Genomic DNA, 22,293 nt, shown 5'->3' with positions numbered 1-22,293 from the left:
GTCTATTATGAGAATTAATCACAACATTACAGCAACAAACACGCACCGTCAGTTGAGTACGAACACAGCAAACCAAAGCAAATCTATCGAGAAATTGTCTTCCGGTCTTCGCATCAACCGTGCTGGTGATGACGCAGCAGGTCTAGCAATCTCCGAAAAAATGCGCGGTCAAATCCGCGGTTTAGATCAAGCTTCCCGTAACGCGCAAGACGGTATCTCTTTGATTCAAACAGCTGAGGGCGCACTTAGCGAAACTCATGACATTCTTCAACGTATGCGTGAGCTATCTGTACAAGCAGCTAACGGTACGAACACAGCGAATGACCGTGATGCAATTCAATCCGAAGTAAACCAATTGACTTCAGAAATCAACCGTATCGGTAATACAACTGAGTTCAATAATCTTAAATTGCTTAACGGAAAAATCAACGTAACACCAGCTGTTACAGCTAATGTTAAAGGTGGACAACTTTCCTCAGGTAACATTGACATTCTAGCTGCTGCTACGCAAGCTACAGCAAAAGGTACTGCTCTTACGAGTACTTCCACACAAATTTCTGCTGTAGGTGGACCAACAGTTACGGGTACTAAAGCATTTACTACACCAGGTACTAACAACTCCGGACCTAACGTTGGTGAAACGAAAGCTGTTCTTACAGGCGCGGCTCTAACTGCACAAAACGTTGGCGCATTTGCTCCTTCAGTTACAGGTACCAATGACTATGCTACTGCAGTAGGGCCTAACCTTGCGACGACTGGTGCAACTGCGGTTGGTGGAACGGTTCTAAATACGAATGCAGCTTTCAAAGTCTCATCTTCTGCACATCAAGAAGCGGTTGGAACATCGACTTATGCTACTGCTGTAGGTCCAGACGTCACAGCGCTAAACAATGAATTGCAGTTCACGGTCGGTGGATCCACATACACCGCAACAATGACAGCTAAAGATTATGATGGTACTGCTGGAAATACGGTTACTGATTTTGCCGCTGATCTTCAAACTGCAATGCGAACTGCCGCGGGTGGAGATACCAACATCAGTGTGAGCTTGAATGCTACAACCAATAAAATAGAAATTGGTTACGCAGGAACAAGTACTGCTTTCAGTGTTGATGGTGGTGGACTAGCTACATCACATTTAGGTGGCGCTTTAGCGACAACTACCGTTGCACAGAATGATACATTATCCTTGACTGTTAATGGTACAACTAAAAATATTACCTTAGCATCTGCTACTTACGATTTGACAGGGGGCGGAGCAGCTACATTCTTGGCTGACCTTAACGCGAAATTGGACGCTCAATTCGGAGCGGGTAGCGTTGTTGGATCATTTGATGGAGCAGGTAAGTTAAAGTTGACTGATGGTGCGACAGGTTCAGGCAGCACAATTACTAGCATTACGGGTAACGGAGCAGCTTCGCTTGGATTGGATACAGCGACACTTACGCAAGGAACTGAAAACAATTCCTTAACATTAACGTACGGCGGCGTACAAAAAACCATTACAATGGCGGTAAACGATTATGATGGCACTGCAGGTAAAACAACAGCAGACTTCTTAACGGATCTTAACGCTAAGCTGACAACAGCTTATGGTGCAGGTAAAGTTACTGCCTCCCTAGATGCAAGCAAGAATATTAAATTCACAACACAAAATGCTGGTGACACGTTGTCGCTTGACAGTGGCGGTTTGCTAGATAAAGTGGTTAAAAACAGCGCGGCTGACTCATTGACTGCTAGCACACCAACTGCCAACAACCAATTGTCCTTGTCTGTAAATGGTACGAACAAAACAATCACATTGTCAGGTAACTATACAKACCTTACCAATGCTGGTCAGCAAACTAGCTTCGTAACAGATATCAATGCGAAATTAGATGCTGCATTTGGTGCAGGTAATGTTGCCGCATCATTTAGCAGTGGTAAATTGGTGTTAACTGACAATACAACGGGTACTGCGAGCACTATCGACAACATCGGTGGTACGGCAGCAACAGCTCTAGGCTTGAGCGGCAGCGCACAAGGTACAGAGTCCAACAAGTTGGATGTGACATACAATGGCGTATCCAAAACAGTAACACTTGCTACAGCTGATTATAGTGCTGGCGGCAATGACAGTGCGACTGATTTCCTAGCTGACATTCAATCCAAATTGGATACAGCATTTGGAGCAGGTAACATCAATGCTAGCTTTGATGCAAGCAATAAAGTCGTCTTCGCAGCGAAAAATGCATCCGACACAATAACTATCGATGGCGGTGGGGCAGCAGCTCTTCTGAAAGCAGCTCCTGCGGATTCCTTTACAGCAGGCGTTTCAAGCAGTAACAATGCGCTGAATATTACTGCAAATGGTGTTAGCAAGAGCATTACGTTGTCTGATGCAACGTATGATTTTACTAACGCTGGTGACAAAACTAGCTTGCTAGCTGATCTGAACGGAAAATTGAACACTGCGTTTGGAGCAGGTAACGTTGTTGCTTCCTTCGATGCAAGTAATAAATTGACTTTCACAAACGGCTTGTCTGGCTCCGAAAGCAGCATTACTTCAGTTACAGGTTCAGCAGCTAACGCTTTAGGCTTAACTTCCACAACGAACACGCAAGGAAGCAATGCTAACAACACAGGAACAATCACAATTGATGGAACTGCTGTTAACATTACACTTGCTGCTCAAAACTACACAACAGGTGGTCTAGCATCTGATCTTCAATCACAAATTCGTGCAGCTGGTGGAGCACTTGCTAATGCATCTGTTAACTTCACAGACGGAGCATTCCAAATCACTTCGGGTACTAACGGAGCTGCTGGAAGTGTAAGCATTTCAGCTGGTGACTTGGCAAAAACATTGAAACTAGATGTAACAAATGCAACTAGCACTGCTGGCGCTGCTACAGCAGACAAAGGTTTGCGTTTCCAAGTAGGCGCAAATGCTGAGCAAACGATCGCTGTTGGTGTATCTGATATGCGTAGCCAAGCATTAAACATCAGTGATTCTGCTACAGGAACTGTAACAGCTAGCGATGGCAAAACAGCATCCTACACAGCAGTTTCAACAGTAACAGACGGAACTAGCAACACGAATACAGAATTCGCGTTGGATATTTCCTCCACTGAAAAAGCAACTGCAGCTATTAGCGTATTGGATGATGCGATCAACGCAGTATCTACACAACGTGCAAGCTTAGGTGCTTACCAAAACCGTTTGGAACATACAATCAACAACTTGAATACGTCTTCCGAGAACTTAACGGCTGCTGAATCCCGTATCCGTGACGTAGACATGGCGAAAGAAATGATGAACCAGTCCAAAGCTAGTATCCTTGCACAAGCTGCACAAGCTATGCTTGCTCAAGCGAATCAACAGCCTCAAGGTGTTCTTCAATTACTTCGTGGTTAATCATAGCTTTAATCAAATGGACTCTAGATTTTCTAGAGTCCATTTTTTATTTCCATTGAGCTCTTTGCTTTTTAATATACGATCTTTCGCTGTGCCCAATAGCTGAATGAGAATAATAAGGCTTCCGTAATAAGCTTTGCAGCTATGAGCGGTATGCCGATGCTTTCATGAAACAGGTACATAATACCGTAGTTCAATAACATGATAATGAGAACGAGAGAGAAATACCGGGGCAACGATTTGCGGATAGCCACTCCGTTCCTTTTGGCAAAAACAAATTTGCGATTCATGGTGTAATTGAATATGGAGCTTAACAATCGTGATCCAATGATGGAAACGAGCAAATTGGAGGTCATCCATTGCAGCAAGATCAGCAATAGGAAATCCAAGATTGCGGCGAATCCTGAAGATGCACAGAATTTCAGGAAGGGAAAGTAAACTCTAGCAGAATCGGCGAGTGGGCGAAAATGCGAAGATTTATTGTCGTCTAAATAGACGGTGTCGATCGGCACCTCAACCAAGTCATATCCCACATGGGGAGCCTCGAGAAGCATATTCATTTCATATTCGAATCGATTGCCTGGAATTTGGCATAGCCAATCCAACATTTCGGAGGAATAGCCCCGCAAGCCAGTTTGCGTATCTTGTATGGGCTTGCCCGTCGCCAGAGCGTAAACCATCCGCGTAGCCGAATTCCCGATGCGGCTGCGCATGGGAACTTTGCCCGTGAATTGTCTGCTGCCCAGTACGATATGATTACGGTGCTCGCGAACGGCTTTCGTGAGCCTTAGAATATCTTCAGGCAGATGCTGTCCATCACTGTCAGCGCAGACAACGCCATCACTACCACCATGCTGTCTCACATAATCAAAGCCCGTTTTCAATGCGCTGCCTTTCCCTTGGTTCATCTTGTGCGTGAGCACGGTACAACCAGCTTGCTTCGCTGAATCAAAAATACCGCGGTATTCTTCACCGCTGCCATCGTCAACGACAAGGATCGAATCGTCGCTAACTTCTTTTAGATGATGGATAAGGGAAATTAACCTTTCGTCCGGCTCGTAGGAGGGGATGAGGATGGTCATGGTATCAGTCCTCCTTGCTTAAGATTTAGGAATATAGATAATGTCGCTTACGCCTCGTTCGATGCCTTTGCCAAGTGGATTATTAACGACTCTGCCCATAAAATACATCGTGGAAGAACCGCCGCCATCGAGATTATAAGCTTCGGTAGCGCCGAGTTCATGGAAAAGATTCGCGAATTCAGTTAACGTCATGCCACGGCTATAGTTGGTTTTTCGTCCGTCGACCACGACAAACACAAAGTGATTCGGCGAGATCATCCCAATGCCGGTGCGCGGATTGGCATCTTGAATCGATCGGTTTCCGAAGTTTTTATCAATTTGTACGGAGGAGAAATCTCCGGCTATCTCGCCATCTTTGACGAGGGTGGGGCCGAAGGAAAAGGTATTCGTAGTCCCTTCAGCGAGCAAATCTTGGGAAGATATCTCCTCTTCGTTATAAGCTTGCAAGGTGCCATTGCTGAATAAGGCAAGGCCGTCACGCGCAGGCTCATCGCGGTAAACGGTACCGCCTCGAATGATGACGCCGTCGTTGCGAAAGCCGTAATAATCGCCGTTTATCGCGAATACAGCGTTGTTGCTCGCAGCAATTGTCGAAGTATTCTCGATGATGTTTGTGCCGAAGGCATTTTTAGCTAAAGCTGTGAGCAGATTCGTGCTATTGTTGAAAGTCACGTCGGCGACGAAATAAGTGATCGTATCAGCTCCGGAGCCCGTTTGCACTTGTTTGATGCTAATCATCTGGTTGTCGTCCTTATAATTCCAGTCATCGGATTGCGCTTGTGACGCTGCTTGTTTCACGGTCAAATCTTGATTTACGACGTTATTCTGGGCGACGACAACTTCGACGTGCTCGAATAAATAACGATTAGCAAGCCAATAGAGAATCGCAGCAATGATACACAGAAATATAACGATGATGGTGATAATTTTGGTTCTTTTTCGCTGGGGGAAAATGATGATCACTCCTCTCCGGTTCATAAAATCATTGTAGTACGGCAACCTTAGTGAAGCTTAAATGTCAGCAGGATAGGCAAATGAGTGACTGTTAGCACACTTACATAAAGTTCAAAGTGTACGATTTAACCACTAAAGTTTAAACTTTAAACGTTAAATTTTGAACTTCAAACGCCAAACTTTACATGCTAAACTTCATTTCCTCCCTCAAATCAGAATTGTTAAAAATTCCTAGTAACCGTCTTAAATCTCCGCTATCAACCGAATCTATTTATAGTATCTATTAAGGTTGGGAGAGGAAATAGACATGGCTAAACATGATATTCTTACCACAACTATGCACTTATCCATTGATAACGGCAGCAGTCATATTAAAGGCATCTATGACGATTTGAACAACAGCTTTATTTTCCCTAATGTTGTCGCACAACCTTTTGGGGAGCGCTTTTTACTGATGGAACAAGGAGATCCCTTGGATTTCTTAGATGTGCAAATCACATCGCCAGCGATTGATACAGAGCAATATCGTCATGTCTACGTTGGAAACTTGGCTATTGGTGACGAAGGAATCGTTCATGAGATTGTCGGAGATAAAGCGGTACAAAAGAAAGCTCAGCGGCCTGAAACCATGGTTACGCTCCTAACGGCTGCGGCTTATGCCATTGCCACGAAGCATGAGGATGCGATTAAACGAGGTAAGAATCGTATTAAAGCTGCGGTGCACTTAGGAACAGGTTTGCCTATAAGAGAAATTACGAAGTTTAGCGAAGAATTTGCACAAAAGATAACAGGTGGCGTTCATTCCATTACGTTTGTTACGACACCGATTTTTAAAGGCGTAACAGTGGAAATGGAGTTTACGCTGCCATCGGATATCAGCATTGATGATGTGTCAGGTGTTTATGACATGGAGGCTACAACCAAGTCACAGTTGTCACATAAAGGGTTCGGGATTGCAGACGTTGGCGGTGTCGATATGGATATTGCTTTCTTCAGACCGGGGCTTGATCTGGATCAACGGCATTCAACGGGGGCTAAAATCTATTTAAACGATGCGTTGGAAAGCATTCGTAATGAAATCAACGCCCAAGGAGAAGAGTTAATCTCAAGCACCGCGGAACTGACGATCATGCTAGTTAACAAGGAATATGAAATTTACGCTGAGGGTAAAGTGGCTTTTGACATGACGAGCCTCGTAAACCGTCACATGCGTATCCTAGCCGAAAAGGTGTTAAAATACGCCCGCAACTCTTGGAAACATGTTCGCTATGCGAATGAGTTCTGGTTTATCGGGGGCGGGGCCATCGTTCTGCAACCTTGGATCGAGAAACTAAATGCCGAGTTAGGCTTGCCGATCCGATTTGATAAATCAGAGTACAGTCAATTCCGCAATGTGCGCGGTACTTTCTTTTTGCTGGAGCATGCCTTGAAACAAACAAATAATGAAGCAGCGGCAAGCAAGGAAACCCAGAAGGAAACTGAGGCTGGGAGCGGAGCGGATTGAAGAAACGGAGATCGACTGTTTTGGTGAGTCCGGGTAAGGATGTGACCCTATACATTCCGACAGAAACACCGCCAGAGGTCATTGCGTATATGAACCAGTTGAAAGCTGAAGGCATGTTTAGTCATGGCATTATGGAGATTTTGACCAAGCATATCCTTCACGAACAATCGCTAGCTACGTTGGTAGGCGAAGAGGATCTCAATCATACTATCGAATCATTCGTAGAGGATGATCATTTCATTACCGCACCCATGGAACACCAGGAATCTGTGGATATCCCGGTTTCTAACAGACAGAAGAACTTCAGTTTAGAAGATATATTTCGCCAAGCTGGTCGTAATGCCGGCAAGCTTATGTAGGATGTAACTGGGTGGGGTGAACTCCGATCATAATGAAAAGGAGGACATCGACATGTCTAACGGACAAGTAAGTGAGGGTACGCGTAATTTTACACTGTCGGATGATATTTTCCGTCAACCAGGTCTAGATTTGTGTTCTCAAATGGTCTACATTATTTTGAAAAGCTTTGGCTCTGAGTCCAATTTCCCTGTGATATCGGAGATTGCCATTCTTGGGAGAATGACGGACAAGCAGGCGATGAAGGCGCTGCAAGACCTCGTTGATCTTAAAATCCTTCCGCACAAACTGTTTCGCCGGATGGTTGGCGATTTCCAAGATGATCGCCTCTCATGGGCGGCTAAGGGTTTACTTATCTTTTGCAAAGAGAACCCGCACATTCAATTGCATGACTTACTGGAATTAACGAGCCAATCCGGTGAGGATGAGCTTAGCATTCGCAATTCGTTACGAGAGTTAAGTCAATATGGCTACCTGGATGAATACCCCGATTGGCTACAAATCGCGATCTAAGCTGAGTGAGGATGGTTTGGAGCCAAATGAGACACACTAAAGCGTATGCCAAGGCCAATGTGTCTGGCAATCGAACCATCAACGCTAAGAGGTGATCATGTGAGCGGAAGAAATAATAAGCCAGATAATGACGGCCCAGCAGGGCAGCCTGGCAGGCTTGACCAGTATGGGGACAAGTTGGGATCGAGCAATGAGGAAGAGTTTGAAGCGGCAGCCAATCAGGCATGCGAGGTTTCCTCGACAGCGGATTTGAGCGATCAAGAGCAGCACGAATAGAGGATTCGATAAAGTTTACAAAGTAAGGCCATCCTACTTAGGATGGCCTTTTTGATGTCGACCTGACGACAACGAAGGTGAGAAGCAGTGGAGCTTTGGTTTGTTTCTTGTTACACAAGTACTATGATTCGGCCGCAATTGAGGTTTTTGCGGAAACAGGCTATTATCGTACGACGACAGCGCAGGTTGCGCAGCGAGCGGGTATTTCACAGCCGTATGTTTTCCGCTTTTTTGCAACCAAAGAGGCGTTGATGCTCGCGGCACTGGAAGCCTCTTGGGCAAGAATTGCAGTGGGTCTCAAGGTGGTCGCGGTTGATGGCATCTACCCCTATGGAAGAAAACAAGCGCATTTTTACGGAGAAGCACCCTAAGCAGCCTCACACGCGAAAAGGACAGATTAGGCTGCAATTTGAACAGATGATTTTCGACAAGCGGTGGAAGCAAGCACGCCCATTGATTGCTCGTCTGCCCGATTATTATGGCCCAACGGCCAATCAAGCCTCGTATCTAGGTTCTACGTTAGAAGCCGTTGCTGCTGGCAAGATGGCTTTCTTCATTGGGAACATGGATGTGCCACGTGAGTATGTTTATTTACCAGATGCGGCTACGACGGATCCGCTTCGACTTAGTGGTGAAAAGTACGAACGTTGGATAGGGCAGATCCCCGCAATCAGCTTTGAGGAGGGCATTGCGGCTACGATTCATCAGTTAAAGAGGTAGAGACTAACTGTCTCGTTCCGAGTGTGAGCTTTATGAATGGATTAAATGGATATTCTACAGCTAATTTCGTGGGGATTTCTACTTTCGAAGGTTTAAATGGATTTACTACAGCTAATTTGGTTCTAATCGTACATTATGGATAAATTCATCGAAATTAACATGAGAAAATCCATTTATTTGCGCCAAAATGATGAAAAGCTGAATTTTAGCTTCAGAAAATCCGGTTATTCTTTGAAGTAGCGAGCTTTGCAAGTCGTACTCATACTAACCAACGGTGAATATTCCTAGCGTAAAAAAACGCCTGAGACACCAACAGCGGCAATTAATACGCCAGAGGCAAGACTGCAAATACACTGAATCATGTCGATTTCAATACGATTTCATCGGATCCAATCAAGATTATTTTTACAAACGGAGCTGCCTTCAGCGGGCTAGTTGAACTTGAAGTCTTCCTTCATGTGTCACTTGAAGATACGAATGCAGCATTGCAGTAACGGCGGCCATTGAGCAGTTACCAAACCCATTAGAAGTGAAGCTATTTCATAAAGATGTTATTCACGCAGCACGATCTGCTTATAGTGGTCTTACAGAGAATCAGAAAAGCTTAGTCACTGAAACTAGCAGAAACAAATTAACCGAGGTAGAAATAGCACTCGGAGCACTGGAAGACATGTTGAATGACATAACGGTGCTTTCTGCTTTTAGTAATAAAACGGGAACCGAGAATGATTATACAAGTGGATTCGACACTAGATATTTCATATGGGTTAGATCCAGCTCTCTTTCAAATTACATCAAATGAAGCCAATGTTACGGTAGCAACGGCCCAGTACGATTCTGCTGATTCAAGTCATYAAACCATAAAGTTAACGTTGCCCACGTCAGCGCTACTTGATGCAACAACAGTTAACGTTTCAATAGTAAGTGGAACATTTCAAACAAGCACATCCCAGATTTCTAAAGTAGTCGAATAATCGTTAAGTGTTGCAAGACTTTTTATTTTTTGGATCGTATCAAATTCAATCAACTGCTTATAATAAACTCGCATTAACTCAAACTACATCTTAAGGAGTGTGAGCAACATGTCAGGTCACAAACAGCAAGGACAATCCAGAAAAAATACAACCACACGTACAGAGGATCAGAGCAGCAACAAAGGTGGAAAATAACGCTGATCGTACATGAGGAGGCTGGAATATGCTCGAAAATGTAGAAAGCAATTATGATTGCGCGAATGCGGGAGATGATTTGCACAATTTAATACAGGAACTTGAACAGTTCCAAGGCTCGGAAGAGCAGCGCAATCGGCTAAAAAATCAGATCCAATTTATACAGAATAAATGCTCCATCACGCATGAACATAACCCTAAGTGAAGAAAAGTCCATGCCTCTACATCTGAGGCATGGACTTCTTTTAATATTAATTCTTCGTCATCCGATTGAGATCGGAAGTGAGCTTATCGAGCTGAAGGAAGCTCTCCAGAATATCGCGAATTCGGCTGTCCTGTGTCGTCATACTTGCTGACATTTCTTGGATGGACGCCATGTTTTCTTCGGTAATACCAGCAATCGTGACGATCTGGTCCGTAATTCGCGTGTACTGTTGGTGAAGATTCTCTGCGGATTGTTCCACGTGAGCGGACTGGCTTTCCAGTTGACCAGCATCGGTCGCCAGTGCATGCATGACTTGTACGACTTTCTGCGCGGCATCGCTGCCATTCGCTACGGACTGCTGACCCTGTAAGACCTGCGCCGCGGCTTGCGTTGTTTTCGAGCGAATATCCTCGAGAATCTGCTCGATCTGTTCGGTAGATTGCTGCGAGGTTTCGGCTAATTTTCGAATCTCGTGTGAAACAACGCCGAAGCCTCTACCATGCTCGCCTGCACGTGCGGCTTCAATGGCTGCGTTCAGGGCAAGCAAATTCGTCTGCGTCGAAATATGCTTAATCGTCGCAACAATATCACTGATCCGCGAGTTCTGACTGTCTAGATCGTTCATCAACTGAACGGAAGAATCCATGGTCTCGTGGGCACTTTTCATTTGAATCTCTAAGGACTCTGCTTCTTCACTCCCCACTTGGGTCAGTTGGGCAGAGCTTACGGAGAGATCTCTCATTTCAGCTGAGCGGTCAGCCAAGGAGGTGACGGATTGCTCGATATGTCGAATGGACTCGGTAATATCATTAATGCTGGACGTTTGCGTTTCCGTGCTTGCGGTAATTTCCCCGAAGGCTAAGGTTACTTCTCTAGAAATAGAGCCCGTTGCTGTCGCATTCTGCCTCAGATTTGAGCTGAACTGTGTAAGTGAGACTAGGGAAGAGGAGACGAGATTAACCAAATCGACGGATTTGTTTTTCTCCAGAACGGCCTGTTCCCGCTCAGAAAAGATATCTTTTTGTAATTTCTCGCTGAATTTCGTAGATACGAATAAGGGCACAGCAATTAAAGCAAGGTACATGTACATATTTACCATATCGTTGTCGCCGAAAATCTCGGTTTTATAAGGGCTTATGAAGAAGTAGGCCGTTAGAACGACACCCAAGAAGCTGGAGAATGCAATTGCGCGCGAGCTGCCATACAACGTCATAATGGCTAGATTCACGTAGACTAGGAGATAGGTTGTGAAGATGGGACCCGTCAATATGAGTAACCACGTTAGTAGTGTGATAATGGCGGATATGATGTACATGATGTAGGTGGTTAGCCAACGTTTGTAGGTAAGAACGGTTGCCAATCCGCTGGTCAATGTGCCGACAACGAGAAGGACGATGATCGAATCCATACCTGCAGCCGTAAGGAAATCGACAGCTATGCCGAGGGCAAGCATTCCCCAAATAATATTCACAAGCAGTTTGTTGCGGCGGTGCAATGTCTCCATATAATTCATCATCTGTCCACCTTTTCCTTATAATGTTACGTTAAGATGATAACATGAAACGACAAATTTTTACATAAATTTAAYGGGTACTAATCCAACGCTTCCCGCCATTGATTCAGCAGCTTTTCATGCTGCTGCGCAGCTAGATCAAAGCGGTACGCAGCAAGGAGATTCTCCAACTTTACTGGCGTGAGTAGCGGATTCACAGGGATATCTAGCGCTACAGGGAAAGAAAATGCCGTGTTCATGTAATCGGTTTGAACCTCCTTTGAGAGCATGAAATCAACAAGCTGTTTGGCTGCAGCAGGGTTGTTGCCTCCCTTTAGGATGGAGACAGCACCGATCTCCCACCCTGCCTGTGGTGGAATAAGCGAACTTATGTTATAGCCCGAGTTTTTGAAACGCAGCTGGTCGCTTAGAAAGGAGACAGCTGCTGCCACTTCGCCTTCAGCTAGATGCTGTGCGCTCGTGTTGCCGGCGAACGTCATGGAGGCGCTTTGCTTCTTCAACGCTTGCATGAGATCAATCGCTGCGCTATCCCCGCGCTGCTGGGCAACCGATGCGAGCAGTGTGTAGCCTGTCCCCGACGTCTCTGGGTCAGGAATCTCGATCTTGCCCTTAAGCTCAGGGCGCAGTAGATCCTCGTACCGCTGTGGCAGCGGAAGGTTCGCCAGCTGAGGATCTTGCTGCCAGACAGTTTGGTTGACGCCAATGGCCAGTGCACCCATGTAAATGCCAGTCCAATAACCGTCCGTATCTTTGTACTTGGAGGGGATGCTGCCAGCGGAGGCAGATGAATAACGAATCGATTTACTCTTATTTTTGAGCTGCTCGTGTAGATCAGCAGGGCCACCGAGCACGACGTCAATACCCGTTTTGCCCAGCGTCAGCAGGTGGTAGCTCGCTTCACCACTGGACATCCGGATAATATCATACGGTTGATCTGTTTGTTCCTTGAACGTCTCGAGCAGAATTTTCCCTGCATCCTCCTGGAAGATGACGTATACCTTAAGAGGCTGGTTACTTTGCTTCTCCCCTAAGACGAGATATCCAAGATACACTCCGATACCGACGATGAGTACGAATAAACCTTTTTTCCACATGGTGAAACCTCCTCTGAACAGCCGAAAAAGGAAACCGAAGTTTCCCTTTTCAACCCGCTGCTATTTCATATGTTGAATTAACTTATTTTAATTAAATGAATTTTGTCATCGGCTGCACTAATGGTGACATTCCCCTGATATCTTGTCAAACCGATATCATAAGCATCGACAATCCATTCTTTCATATCATCATCTATGATGAAGTATCGTTCCTTCTCGCCGAGGAACATGGAAGATTTCACGAAGCCGCTCACTATAAATTCGCCGGCATTCGTTGCATTAATACGCATGGACTCAGGTCGAATACTGAGCAGCACTTTCTCACCTGCCGTCACAGCTTCATCAATCGTCACGCTTGCCGTACGCTTGCTCGTACCATATTCCACAGTAGCTTTGCCATTGGCAGATTCACGTACAACGGCATCAACGAAATTCGTTGTCCCGATAAAGTCAGCGACGTAAGGCGTGCGAGGCTTGTAATAAATATCATGTGGTGTGCCGTACTGATCAATCGCGCCTTTGTTGAAGACAACGATGTGATCGGACATCGATAAGGCTTCCAGTTGGTCATGAGTGACGTAAATGACGGTTAAACCAAGCTCTTGCTGGATGCTGCGCAGCTCCACACGTACTTCTTCACGCAGCTTCGCGTCCAAGTTACTTAGCGGCTCGTCAAGCAGGATGATCGGCGAGTTCATGACGAGTGCTCGCGCCATAGCTACCCGCTGCTGTTGCCCCCCGGACATCTCATGCGGATACCGCTCCTCAAGTCCGGTCAGTTTCACTTTAGCCATCGCAGACTTAACGCGATCCTGTATTTCCGCCTCAGGGCGCTTTTGAATATCCAGCCCGTAAGCCACATTATCGAATACCGTCATGTGCGGGAACAGGGCGTATTCCTGAAATACCATCGGTGTTCCGCGTTTATAAGGGGGCAGATCATTGACGAGCTGACCGTCGATCCGAATTTCACCCTCATCAATGGTATAAAAGCCGGCAATCGAGCGCAGCAGAGTTGTTTTCCCACATCCACTTGGACCGAGAAAAGTAATAAACTTTCCGCGTTCAATCTGCAGATCGATCTGTTTAAGAACGTGGTTGCTGCCAAACACCTTACCCACATTTTTTAAATCTAACAATATGTGTGAACTCATGATTCTCACTCCTTAGGACGTCAGTGTTACGTATAGTTAGAAATCGAATATTTTGACCTTCGAGCGGAAAATGAGCTTCATCACACCAAGCGTAGCGAGCGTTGTTCCCATCAAACCGACGGCAACAGCTGCTGCCCAGTAGTAAGTGCCGGTCTCTGCATAATTGAAGATGGATACAGCGGCGACGACCCATTTGGGCGTAATAAGAAAGACAATTGTGCTTAGGGTGTTCATATTTTTCATAAATGCATAGACGAAGTTCGCAACGATGGTCTTTTGCAGCATAGGAAATACGATGGTTGTTAATGTGCGGCGGCTGTCCGCCCCAAGATTCGTTGCAGCTTCCTCAATCGATTTATCTACCTGCTTAAAGGAAGCGGTGAGACCACGATAGCCGACTGGCATCTGCTTAAGCAGCATGGCGACGATAATGAGAATAGCTGATCCTTGCAGCATGATAGGTCCATTACTGAAAGCGACGATCAAGGCAAGACCAACGAATGTTCCAGGCAAAGCAATCGGCAATACGGCTGTGAAATCCAACAATTTTTTGCCGGGGAATGGCTTGCGTACAACAACATAGGCCAACACAAGGGCGAAGCCAACAGCCAGAATAGAACTGATGAGCGATAAGACTAAGCTGTTCATGACAGCTGGGCTGGAGGGATTAAACACGATTTTGAACATATGATCCAGCGTAAAGGTGTTGTCACGTCCGAAGTTTTTGGTAAAGGCGAACAGGATGGTGATCGCGAACATGGACAAGATAAAGAGCGCCATAATACTGTTGAATATGAAAAGAAAGATATCTGTCTTACGGGAAGTCTTCACCCGGTTGAGTCCTGAAACAGGCTTTCCAGTAATAGTCGAGTAGGAACCTTTGGACAGCAGCTTGGCTTGAATCATGAATACCAACAGGGCAGGAATGACGAGAATAATACCCATGACGGATGCGAGACCAGGCTCGTTATTAATGATTTCTCCGTAGATTTCAACAGCTAAGAGAGAGTAATTGCCCCCAATCAGCTTCGGATTCCCAAAGTCCGCAAAACAGTTGATTGCGACGAGCAGAAAGGCGTTAATGACGCCGGGAAGTGCTAATTTAAACGTAATGGTGCGGAAAAGCTTGAAGCCGCGTGCACCTAGATTCTGTGCAGCAATTTCTAGATTTGGCGAAATGGAGCGAAGGACGCCTGTTATGGTCATGTAGGCAAGTGGAAAATACGAAATCGTTTGTACGATCCAGAGGCCCGGCAGTCCGTATAAGTCCAGTTCGACGTTAAACCATGCTTTCATGGTTTGTGAGACCATACCTCCTCTGCCGAATAAAAGCAGGAAGGCCAGGCCAGTCATAACAGAAGGCGCAAGAATCGGGAGGAAGGCGATAAAACGGAAAAACTTTTTCCCCACGATGTTGCTGTAATGAATGGAGTACGCATAAATAAAGCCGCAGATGGTTGCGGTTAGAGCGGATAAGGAGGAGCTAACAACGGTATTGAGCAGAGCCTTGGCATACCGACTTTTGCTGAAAAAAGTTGTCCAATCCGTTGCTCCTGGCAGCGCTATCACATAAATAAGCGGATAAATGACGAAGAGACAGAGAACAGCGAAACTGATGAGGACAAGGATCAGCGATGATGGATCTTTCATCAGTCTGCCAATCGAGGAACCCATACCCTTTTTTTCTATGATCATAAGGGGTTCACGACCACCTTCCAAATTCATTGTGTAGGAGGGCATTGATCAGCATAAGAAGTATTGCTTCAATGCCCTGTACATAGGCTTTTTCCACAAGCGAAAACGGCATTCTTATTGGCGATAAAACTTACCTCTTAACGCGGTTGCTCATCTGTGAATGGCCTCGATAGAAGTTTTCTCATTTAAGATCTTTTAGTGCATCTTGCAGCTCTTTACGCTGTTCAGCAGCTTTCCACAAGCTGTAGGTTGTGTTATATTTCGTTGCTTTAATATCAATGCCGCCTTTGGGAATCGGTACAGTCGGTTTCACGGAACTTGCAAAAGCAGACTCCGTGTAAAGAAGTCCAGGTTCATTGGTTAACATGTAATCCATTAGTTTCTTAGCACCCGCCGTGTTAGCGCCGCCTTTGACGATTGCCAGTCCACCAACCTCATAGCCTGCGGCTTCAGGGACGATACTGACAATCGGGTTGCCTTGATTTTTCATCTTTAACTGGTCACCAAGGAAAGTAATACCGATCGTGTACTCGCCTTTGGCTGCCTTCTGAATCGGCTCAATGCCGGATTTCGGTCTTTCCTTAAGATTAGGCAGAAGTTTGGCAACATACTTCAGCATCTCATCTTTCCCCCATACTTGCGCAAGGGAAGCTACCGCTGTGTAGGCTGTACCCGAAGTAGCAGGGTCGGACATTCCGATCTCGCCTTTAAATTTAGGGTCTAGCAGCTCTTGGAAGGTCTGCGGGTAAGGAGCTGCAGCATACTTCTCTTTCCAACGCTGTTCGTTGATACCAATAGCGATAGGATTAAGATAGAATCCAGTCCAGAAGCCTTCTTTGTCCTTCATATTGTCAGGAATATCTTTGGCATTCGGCGAAGTGTAGGCTTCAAGCGCACCGGCTTTTTTCAGTACCTCATGCGAATCAGCGGGACCGCCCATCAGGAAGTCGGCCTGAGGCTTGCCCATCTCATTTTGTACACGGGTCACGGCCTCACCGCTTGGCAGACGAAGGACGTCGTAGTCGATCCCCGTTTCTGCTTTGAATTTATCTAAGATCTTGCGGGCCTCTTCTTCTTGGAAGATAGAGTACACCGTAATTTTACCTTTCGATGTCCCGCCAAAAACACCTGATTTGTACAGAAAGAATCCTGCTACCAGTACGACAACAATGACCGACACGATCATAATAGAACTATTGCTTTTCTTTCTAGCCATTTCATCAACCATCCCCTCGATATGTTAGGAGGCATCACTTAACTTGAAATAAGCTTTATGGTTGGTTTCATCTAACAAATCGAAAACGATGAAGTAAGCGTTATCATACCGGTCAAGATGCAGCCAATGCTTTCCGTTCCCCGCTTCGTCGGTCAATTGCACGACATAGTGGCTACTAGGCTGTTCAGCCATGAAGTCGAAATGACTGAAATCGATCAGCCTGACTGCAGATCGCATTTGCAACGTTAGCGCAGACCGATCCGCCTCGGAAAGTGCTGTGAGCAGGCCATCTTGCAAACGGAATACGTGATGGCTTCTGTTTGCAATAACCCCACTTACTGTATCCGCAGTGAGCGTCTTGTCGATGAGCATATTCTGCAGTTTCCGGATTTCAGCGCTAATTTCCAGTGAATTGACCGAGTCTGTCCCGAAGCGAAAGCCGCTGGTACCGATTTGGAAAGGGATATCCTCCTGATCCAGATAGGCAATGGAGCCCGTTAACAGCAACCGTGAAGCGTTTGCACGCGTTTGCGGCTTTCCCCCGTTTAATATGCGGGTAAACGATGCTTTCCACGCGATTAGCTCCTTAGGATCATCAATGGAAATCGTGCCCACCCCAGGATACGTCACATTCATGCGCATGGGGACACCGTCGAACATATCACGGCTATTTGCTTCTTTAGGGACGATCCGCACTTCATCGACGCCGATACGAAACACATAGGCAAAAATGCCGATCAACGTACAACCAATAACGATTTGTACTAAGATGAGACGCAACCATGAAAGCCCTTTCTTCTCCTCTTGCATGTAGATTACTCTCCTTTTATCTCAGAAAAATCATCGATATGTATCAATTTTGTAACAAGCCTTGCGTGAGGGTTGGTTCGGTTTGAAACATCAAAATGACTTCAGTACCCATTTTCTCACGGCTATGTACGGTAATGCTACCGCCTTGCAGTTCCATTAATTGCTTACAGAGCAGTAAACCAAGCCCATGGGAATGCGTCGAAATGGGACGCTTCTGATTGTGCTCAGAAGAAGCGAGGAACAGTGCTGCTGTATCTTGCTCACTTAAGCCTTTACCATTATCCGAGATTCGGACGTGGCAATGATATTCAAGTTGCTCTAGTCGGATATTGAGATGTGTGCATTCACTATGCTTGATCGCATTTTCAATGACATTGAACAGGACCTGCTGCGTGCGCTTGGGGTCAACGTAGACCTCGCACGGTTCGACCTGCAGGGTTGTCGTAATGGATGATTTATGCAGCGTAGGTTCAAGAATTCGCAGACTATCCGTTAGGATTGCCGCCAAATCTGCGCGCTCAAGCTGTACACGCCAAGCTTCATCGCCTTTGAGCGATGTTTGCAGCAGCTCTTCAACCATTTGTAACAGACGCGTGCTTTCCTTGCGGATGTAGACATTGCATGTTCGAATATCTTCGACACGCTCCATTTTGTCAATCAGATCGGAAAAGCCAATGATAGAGGTTAGCGGTGTTTTAAGCTCATGCGTCACATTATCATAAAATTTCTTCTGTTTGCTCTGTTCATACTGAAGGAGCTCGATATGCTCCTGGAGCGCTTCTGACATTTGATTGAAGTCATCGGCCAGTTCCCGCACTTCGTCTTGACTGGTAACAACAATCTTTCGGCTGAAATCACCAACGGTTACTTGCTTCAGCGCCTGTTGGAGTGCGTGCAGGGGTCTCATGATAAAGAAGGAGAAGGAGTAGCTTGCAAGCAATGCGATGAGTAAGCAGCCGAGCGCAACACCAATAAACCAAGATCGCATCTCAGATAGCGTTTCCTCGTGCTTATTCAGATCTAACAGGTAGCGGAATCCGCCTACAATTTTGCCCTCATAGGTGAATGGAGAGGCATAAATGAGAATTTTGTTGTTCTCACCTTCAGTGATGACAGTTGCGGATTGTCCAGCTAGTGCAGCGTCAATATCGCTTCGTTTCATCAAGTCTTCTTTGTTGCCGCTATCCCCGATAATGGTACCCTCCGGATCAAATAGCTGAACTTGGAAGTTGCTGTTAGCTGCAAGGTGGGAGGCAATCAGCGGAGCATAAGTCCCAGAAAAGAGCTGTTCAATACTAATTTTCTTATCATTAACGATTTTTAAAGCTTCAATGCGGTGCAGACCATAATACTGGGCCAAGGTTTGGGTATCCCGCTCGATCATGCTTTTACTCAGTGTATAATTCACAACAACATACATCGAGGCAAGGAACATGATGATCGTTATAGAGTGCTGGATGAACAGTTTATTGCGAAGCTTCATGGCTTAAACCTCCAGTTTATAGCCCGTACCATGAACTGTGGCGAGCACGTGATCATAGGGTTTGATTTTTTCCCGCAGACGATTGACCATCATATCGACAGACCGCGTCTGTCCGAAATATTCAAATCCCCATACTTGGTCCAGAATGTGCTCTCGGGTAAAAACTTTCTTAGGATTTTTGCACAGGAGCCAGAGGAAATCGAACTCTTTGCTTGTCGTTTTAATCGGTTTGCCAGCCAGCTTTAAGGATCGCTCATTTCTATCAATTTCGATCATGCCAACATGAAGAACGTCAGCAGCTTGTGCGGCAGTATCCGATGTTACACGGCGCATGACAGCGCGAATCCGCATAATAAGTTCGCGTGTCTCAAATGGTTTGGTTAAATAATCGTCGGCTCCGAGCTGGAAGCCTAGTATTTTATCATTCATTTCATTTTTGGCCGTGAGTACAATGACGGGTATTTCTTTATGGATTTGCTGGAGTGTCTTTAGGAGCTCAAAGCCTGACTGATCAGGCAGCATCAGATCCAGCAAGATGAAATCGATAGGCTCCGAGGCGAGTACCTCAAGACTAGAAGCGACAGTGCCAGCAACAACAGGATGAAACCCCTCTACTTCAAGGCTTAATTTGAGCAGCATTTGAATGCTGGAATCATCTTCGATAATTAAAATATTCATAGGAAAAGTTCCTTCCTTTCCGGTCGCATTTTGCTTACCTCATTCACTACTAATGAGCATGTTCCTTGTGTATCCATTCTACACAAGGATTACAACATGTAAATACGTGAATGAAATGTGGCTCTCCGAAAAGGGTAAGCCCGCTAGGGCTTGCGGCGGGGTTGAGGGAGGGATAGCGCCCAAAAAGGGCGCTATTGTAGTGCTTAGGGCTAAATAACCGCAGGGTAAGGCCTTTTTTGGGTCTTACAGCTCCGCGCGCTAGGGCTGCGGCAGGTGGAGGCAGGAATAGCGCACCCGGAATTGCCGAACTACTCTCACAGAGTGTGCTAGTAAACGAAAAAGAGCTAAACGCTTGATAAGCCGCTTAGCTCCCAAATAATAATCTATCAAGGGAGCTGCACATAGAACGACGTTGTCTCCTGCAGCTCGCTTTTGGCATGAATTTTGCCTTTATGTTGCTCAACAATCGACTTGGCTATGGCTAATCCAAGTCCATAGCCGCCGTGCTTGCGTGAACGTGAGGGATCCGCACGGTAGAAGCGGTCGAAGATCCGCTCCACATGCTCAGGCGAGATGCCTTCGCCCGTATTGGTCACGGTGAGAAGCGTATCGTTATGATGCTTCTTGAAGGTGAGCGAAATGGCGCCCTTCGGCGGCGTATATTTGATCGCATTGTCCATAAGAATCATGACGACTTGTTTGATTTGCTCGCTGTTGCCGTGCAAGGTTAAGTCGGGCTGAATCTCGTAGTCCAGCGTAATATCCTTCTCGAATACGACGGCTTCCATCGTGAGAAGGACACTTTCCACAGATTCACTTACGTTGAATTCGCTGTACAAGATTCCCGCTCTGGTATCATCCATTTCCGTGAGATAGAGGAGATCGTTGGTGAGCGTCTTCATGCGTTCCGTCTCAGATTTGATGCGATGCAGCCACTTTGACTGACTCTCAATCGTTTCATCACTGTTGCCCAAAAGCACATCCGCATTGGTATTGATGACGGCTAACGGCGTTTTCAACTCGTGAGAAGCATCCGCGATGAATTGTTTCTGTTTCTGGAAGGCTTCACGAACTGGCGCTATGGAACGATTCGCAAAATAGCGGCTCGTAAAGAAGATGACAATCAGCATCACCAATCCGACGAGTGTGAAGGTATAGACGAGATTCGTCAGAATGGTCTTCTGAGCCGTAACGTCGAGATAAATGACACTATACCCGGTGTCATTCTTTTGCACCATATACGCCCATTGATTGCCATCTAGCGAGAACTGGCCGATATCCGATTTGCCCAAGGAGGCTTCCTTAATGGCCGTTTCATAGAACGCCGTATCCATGTCAAAACGGGAGTTCGTCGCTGTAAGGTTCCACTGGGCATCGGCTTGCAGCATGAAGGAAACCGATCGCTCGGGTGGTGAATCATTGTACCCCTGAGGTTCTTGCGGGTGATGCCCGCCATCAGGTCCAGGCTTCATATTTCCCTTTTTTCCGTCAGGCTTGAGATTGAAATTGGCTACACCATGCAGCTCCATATCGATGTCGGCTCGCACGTTCTGATAGGTGATGAAATAAATCGTAGCGAAAGATATGAGCATGATGCAGGATATGATGACGAGATTCACGATAAGAAATCGATTGCGAAGCTTGTTAAACATCAGGAACTCACCTCCTCCAGCACGTATCCAACGCCTCTAAGGGTCGAGATACGGACAGCCGCGTGCAGGAAAGTTAGTTTTTTGCGTAAAAAAGAGATATAAACTTCCACGTTGTTATGCTCCACCTCCGAATCGAAGCCCCATAGCTTCTCGATGATCTGTTCCTTCGATGTTACGGCCTGCTTTCTCGTCATTAACAGCTCCAGGAGCTCGCTTTCTTTTAAAATCAGCTTCAATTCCTTCCCCTTGCAAGTCAGCTTGAGGTTTCCGGTATGCAATTCGATGTCTCCGAACTTCAAAGCATCCTCCGGCACGACCTCGCCTTTGCGTCTTAACGCCGCGCGTATCCGAGCTAACAGCTCCTCCGTTGAGAACGGTTTGGCCACATAATCATCGGCGCCGTAATCCAATCCCGCTATTTTATCCGAAATTTCTCCCTTGGCCGTAAGTAGAATGACAGGTGTTGAAATCCCTTTGGCACGCAGTGTCTTAAGGATCGTGATCCCGTCCATCTCAGGCAGCATAATATCGAGCAATAGAAGATCATATATACCGCTTAACGCATTATCCAGCCCGGACTGTCCATCGTGAACAGCGTCAACGGAGTAATGGTGTTTTTTCAAAATTTGAGTTAGAGCTTCAGCTAAATGTACTTCATCTTCCACGATTAGAATTCTCATGGGTCGTTTCCCCCTTAGTGCCTCAAGGTGCTTTCCACTGGCATGGCTTCATTATAGGCCTGTGAACCTTTAATCAACCTTAATAGTAGCACTCCATGTGCGGATTTACGAAAAAAACATAATTCTCTTCGCATTTAAGTT

18 protein-coding genes and 2 pseudogenes are annotated in these 22,293 nt (G+C 46.0%); 8 read left to right on the top strand and 12 right to left on the bottom strand.

The window, feature by feature from the left end:
- Positions 1-7: 7 nt before the first annotated feature.
- Complete coding sequence (locus AC1DLM_RS21545; protein WP_477571133.1) at positions 8-3,397, top strand: flagellin N-terminal helical domain-containing protein; 3,390 nt, start codon at positions 8-10, stop codon at positions 3,395-3,397.
- A gap of 71 nt (positions 3,398-3,468) precedes the next feature.
- Here AC1DLM_RS21545 and AC1DLM_RS21540 read toward each other — a convergent pair whose 3' ends face one another.
- On the bottom strand, positions 3,469-4,479 hold the full coding sequence (locus AC1DLM_RS21540; protein ID WP_477571132.1) for a GtrA family protein: 1,011 nt from the start codon (positions 4,477-4,479) through the stop codon (positions 3,469-3,471).
- Positions 4,480-4,497: 18 nt separating this feature from the next.
- On the bottom strand, positions 4,498-5,442 hold the full coding sequence (locus AC1DLM_RS21535) for a phosphodiester glycosidase family protein (protein ID WP_477571131.1): 945 nt from the start codon (positions 5,440-5,442) through the stop codon (positions 4,498-4,500).
- 298 nt (positions 5,443-5,740) lie between these two features.
- Between AC1DLM_RS21535 and AC1DLM_RS21530 the strand changes: the two genes are divergently transcribed.
- From AC1DLM_RS21530 to AC1DLM_RS21500, 7 genes and pseudogenes are all read left to right on the top strand, one after another.
- Positions 5,741-6,937 (top strand): Alp7A family actin-like protein, encoded by a 1,197-nt coding sequence (locus AC1DLM_RS21530; RefSeq protein WP_477571130.1) that lies wholly within the window; start codon positions 5,741-5,743, stop codon positions 6,935-6,937.
- On the top strand, positions 6,934-7,296 hold the full coding sequence (locus tag AC1DLM_RS21525) for a hypothetical protein (protein WP_477571129.1): 363 nt from the start codon (positions 6,934-6,936) through the stop codon (positions 7,294-7,296). The genes AC1DLM_RS21530 and AC1DLM_RS21525 overlap by 4 nt, the downstream gene beginning before the upstream one ends.
- Positions 7,297-7,348: 52 nt before the next feature.
- Positions 7,349-7,807 carry a hypothetical protein gene (locus AC1DLM_RS21520; RefSeq protein ID WP_441990117.1) on the top strand — a complete coding sequence of 153 codons (459 nt, stop codon included), beginning with the start codon at positions 7,349-7,351 and terminating at the stop codon, positions 7,805-7,807.
- A gap of 99 nt (positions 7,808-7,906) precedes the next feature.
- Positions 7,907-8,083, top strand: coding sequence for a hypothetical protein (locus tag AC1DLM_RS21515; RefSeq protein WP_441990118.1), 177 nt, complete (start codon positions 7,907-7,909; stop codon positions 8,081-8,083).
- A gap of 95 nt (positions 8,084-8,178) precedes the next feature.
- Positions 8,179-8,370: pseudogene (locus tag AC1DLM_RS21510) on the top strand (helix-turn-helix domain-containing protein); the annotation flags it as partial.
- 3 nt (positions 8,371-8,373) lie between these two features.
- Positions 8,374-8,803 (top strand): annotated as a pseudogene (locus AC1DLM_RS21505) (hypothetical protein); the annotation flags it as partial.
- A gap of 1,197 nt (positions 8,804-10,000) precedes the next feature.
- Positions 10,001-10,177: a DUF2524 domain-containing protein gene (locus AC1DLM_RS21500; RefSeq protein ID WP_436240203.1), complete on the top strand. Its 177-nt coding sequence runs from the start codon at positions 10,001-10,003 to the stop codon at positions 10,175-10,177.
- Positions 10,178-10,223: 46 nt separating this feature from the next.
- Here the strand turns inward: AC1DLM_RS21500 and AC1DLM_RS21495 are convergent, their stop codons facing one another.
- From AC1DLM_RS21495 to AC1DLM_RS21450, 10 genes are all read right to left on the bottom strand, one after another.
- Positions 10,224-11,693, bottom strand: a complete 1,470-nt coding sequence (locus AC1DLM_RS21495; protein WP_477571128.1) for a methyl-accepting chemotaxis protein — start codon at positions 11,691-11,693, stop codon at positions 10,224-10,226.
- 77 nt (positions 11,694-11,770) lie between these two features.
- Positions 11,771-12,784, bottom strand: a complete 1,014-nt coding sequence (locus AC1DLM_RS21490) for an extracellular solute-binding protein (protein ID WP_477571127.1) — start codon at positions 12,782-12,784, stop codon at positions 11,771-11,773.
- A 77-nt stretch (positions 12,785-12,861) separates the two neighbouring features.
- Positions 12,862-13,938 (bottom strand): ABC transporter ATP-binding protein, encoded by a 1,077-nt coding sequence (locus AC1DLM_RS21485; RefSeq protein ID WP_477571126.1) that lies wholly within the window; start codon positions 13,936-13,938, stop codon positions 12,862-12,864.
- A 36-nt stretch (positions 13,939-13,974) separates the two neighbouring features.
- Positions 13,975-15,633, bottom strand: coding sequence for an ABC transporter permease (locus tag AC1DLM_RS21480; RefSeq protein WP_477571125.1), 1,659 nt, complete (start codon positions 15,631-15,633; stop codon positions 13,975-13,977).
- Between the two features lie 181 nt (positions 15,634-15,814).
- On the bottom strand, positions 15,815-16,849 hold the full coding sequence (locus tag AC1DLM_RS21475) for an ABC transporter substrate-binding protein (RefSeq protein ID WP_441990124.1): 1,035 nt from the start codon (positions 16,847-16,849) through the stop codon (positions 15,815-15,817).
- Positions 16,850-16,873: 24 nt separating this feature from the next.
- On the bottom strand, positions 16,874-17,659 hold the full coding sequence (locus AC1DLM_RS21470; RefSeq protein ID WP_441990125.1) for a DUF3919 family protein: 786 nt from the start codon (positions 17,657-17,659) through the stop codon (positions 16,874-16,876).
- A gap of 43 nt (positions 17,660-17,702) precedes the next feature.
- Complete coding sequence (locus AC1DLM_RS21465) at positions 17,703-19,142, bottom strand: sensor histidine kinase (RefSeq protein WP_441990126.1); 1,440 nt, start codon at positions 19,140-19,142, stop codon at positions 17,703-17,705.
- A gap of 3 nt (positions 19,143-19,145) precedes the next feature.
- Positions 19,146-19,820: a response regulator transcription factor gene (locus AC1DLM_RS21460; protein ID WP_441990127.1), complete on the bottom strand. Its 675-nt coding sequence runs from the start codon at positions 19,818-19,820 to the stop codon at positions 19,146-19,148.
- Between the two features lie 386 nt (positions 19,821-20,206).
- Complete coding sequence (locus AC1DLM_RS21455; protein ID WP_441990128.1) at positions 20,207-21,472, bottom strand: sensor histidine kinase; 1,266 nt, start codon at positions 21,470-21,472, stop codon at positions 20,207-20,209.
- The gene (locus AC1DLM_RS21450; protein WP_441990129.1) at positions 21,472-22,152 is read right to left on the bottom strand and encodes a response regulator transcription factor; all 681 of its coding nucleotides are present in this window, start codon (positions 22,150-22,152) and stop codon (positions 21,472-21,474) included. Before AC1DLM_RS21450 ends, AC1DLM_RS21455 begins: the two co-directional genes overlap by 1 nt.
- Positions 22,153-22,293: the final 141 nt, after the last annotated feature.

Source organism: Paenibacillus sp. 01T442 (assembly GCF_056398345.1).
This window is presented reverse-complemented; position numbering and strand designations above follow the sequence as displayed.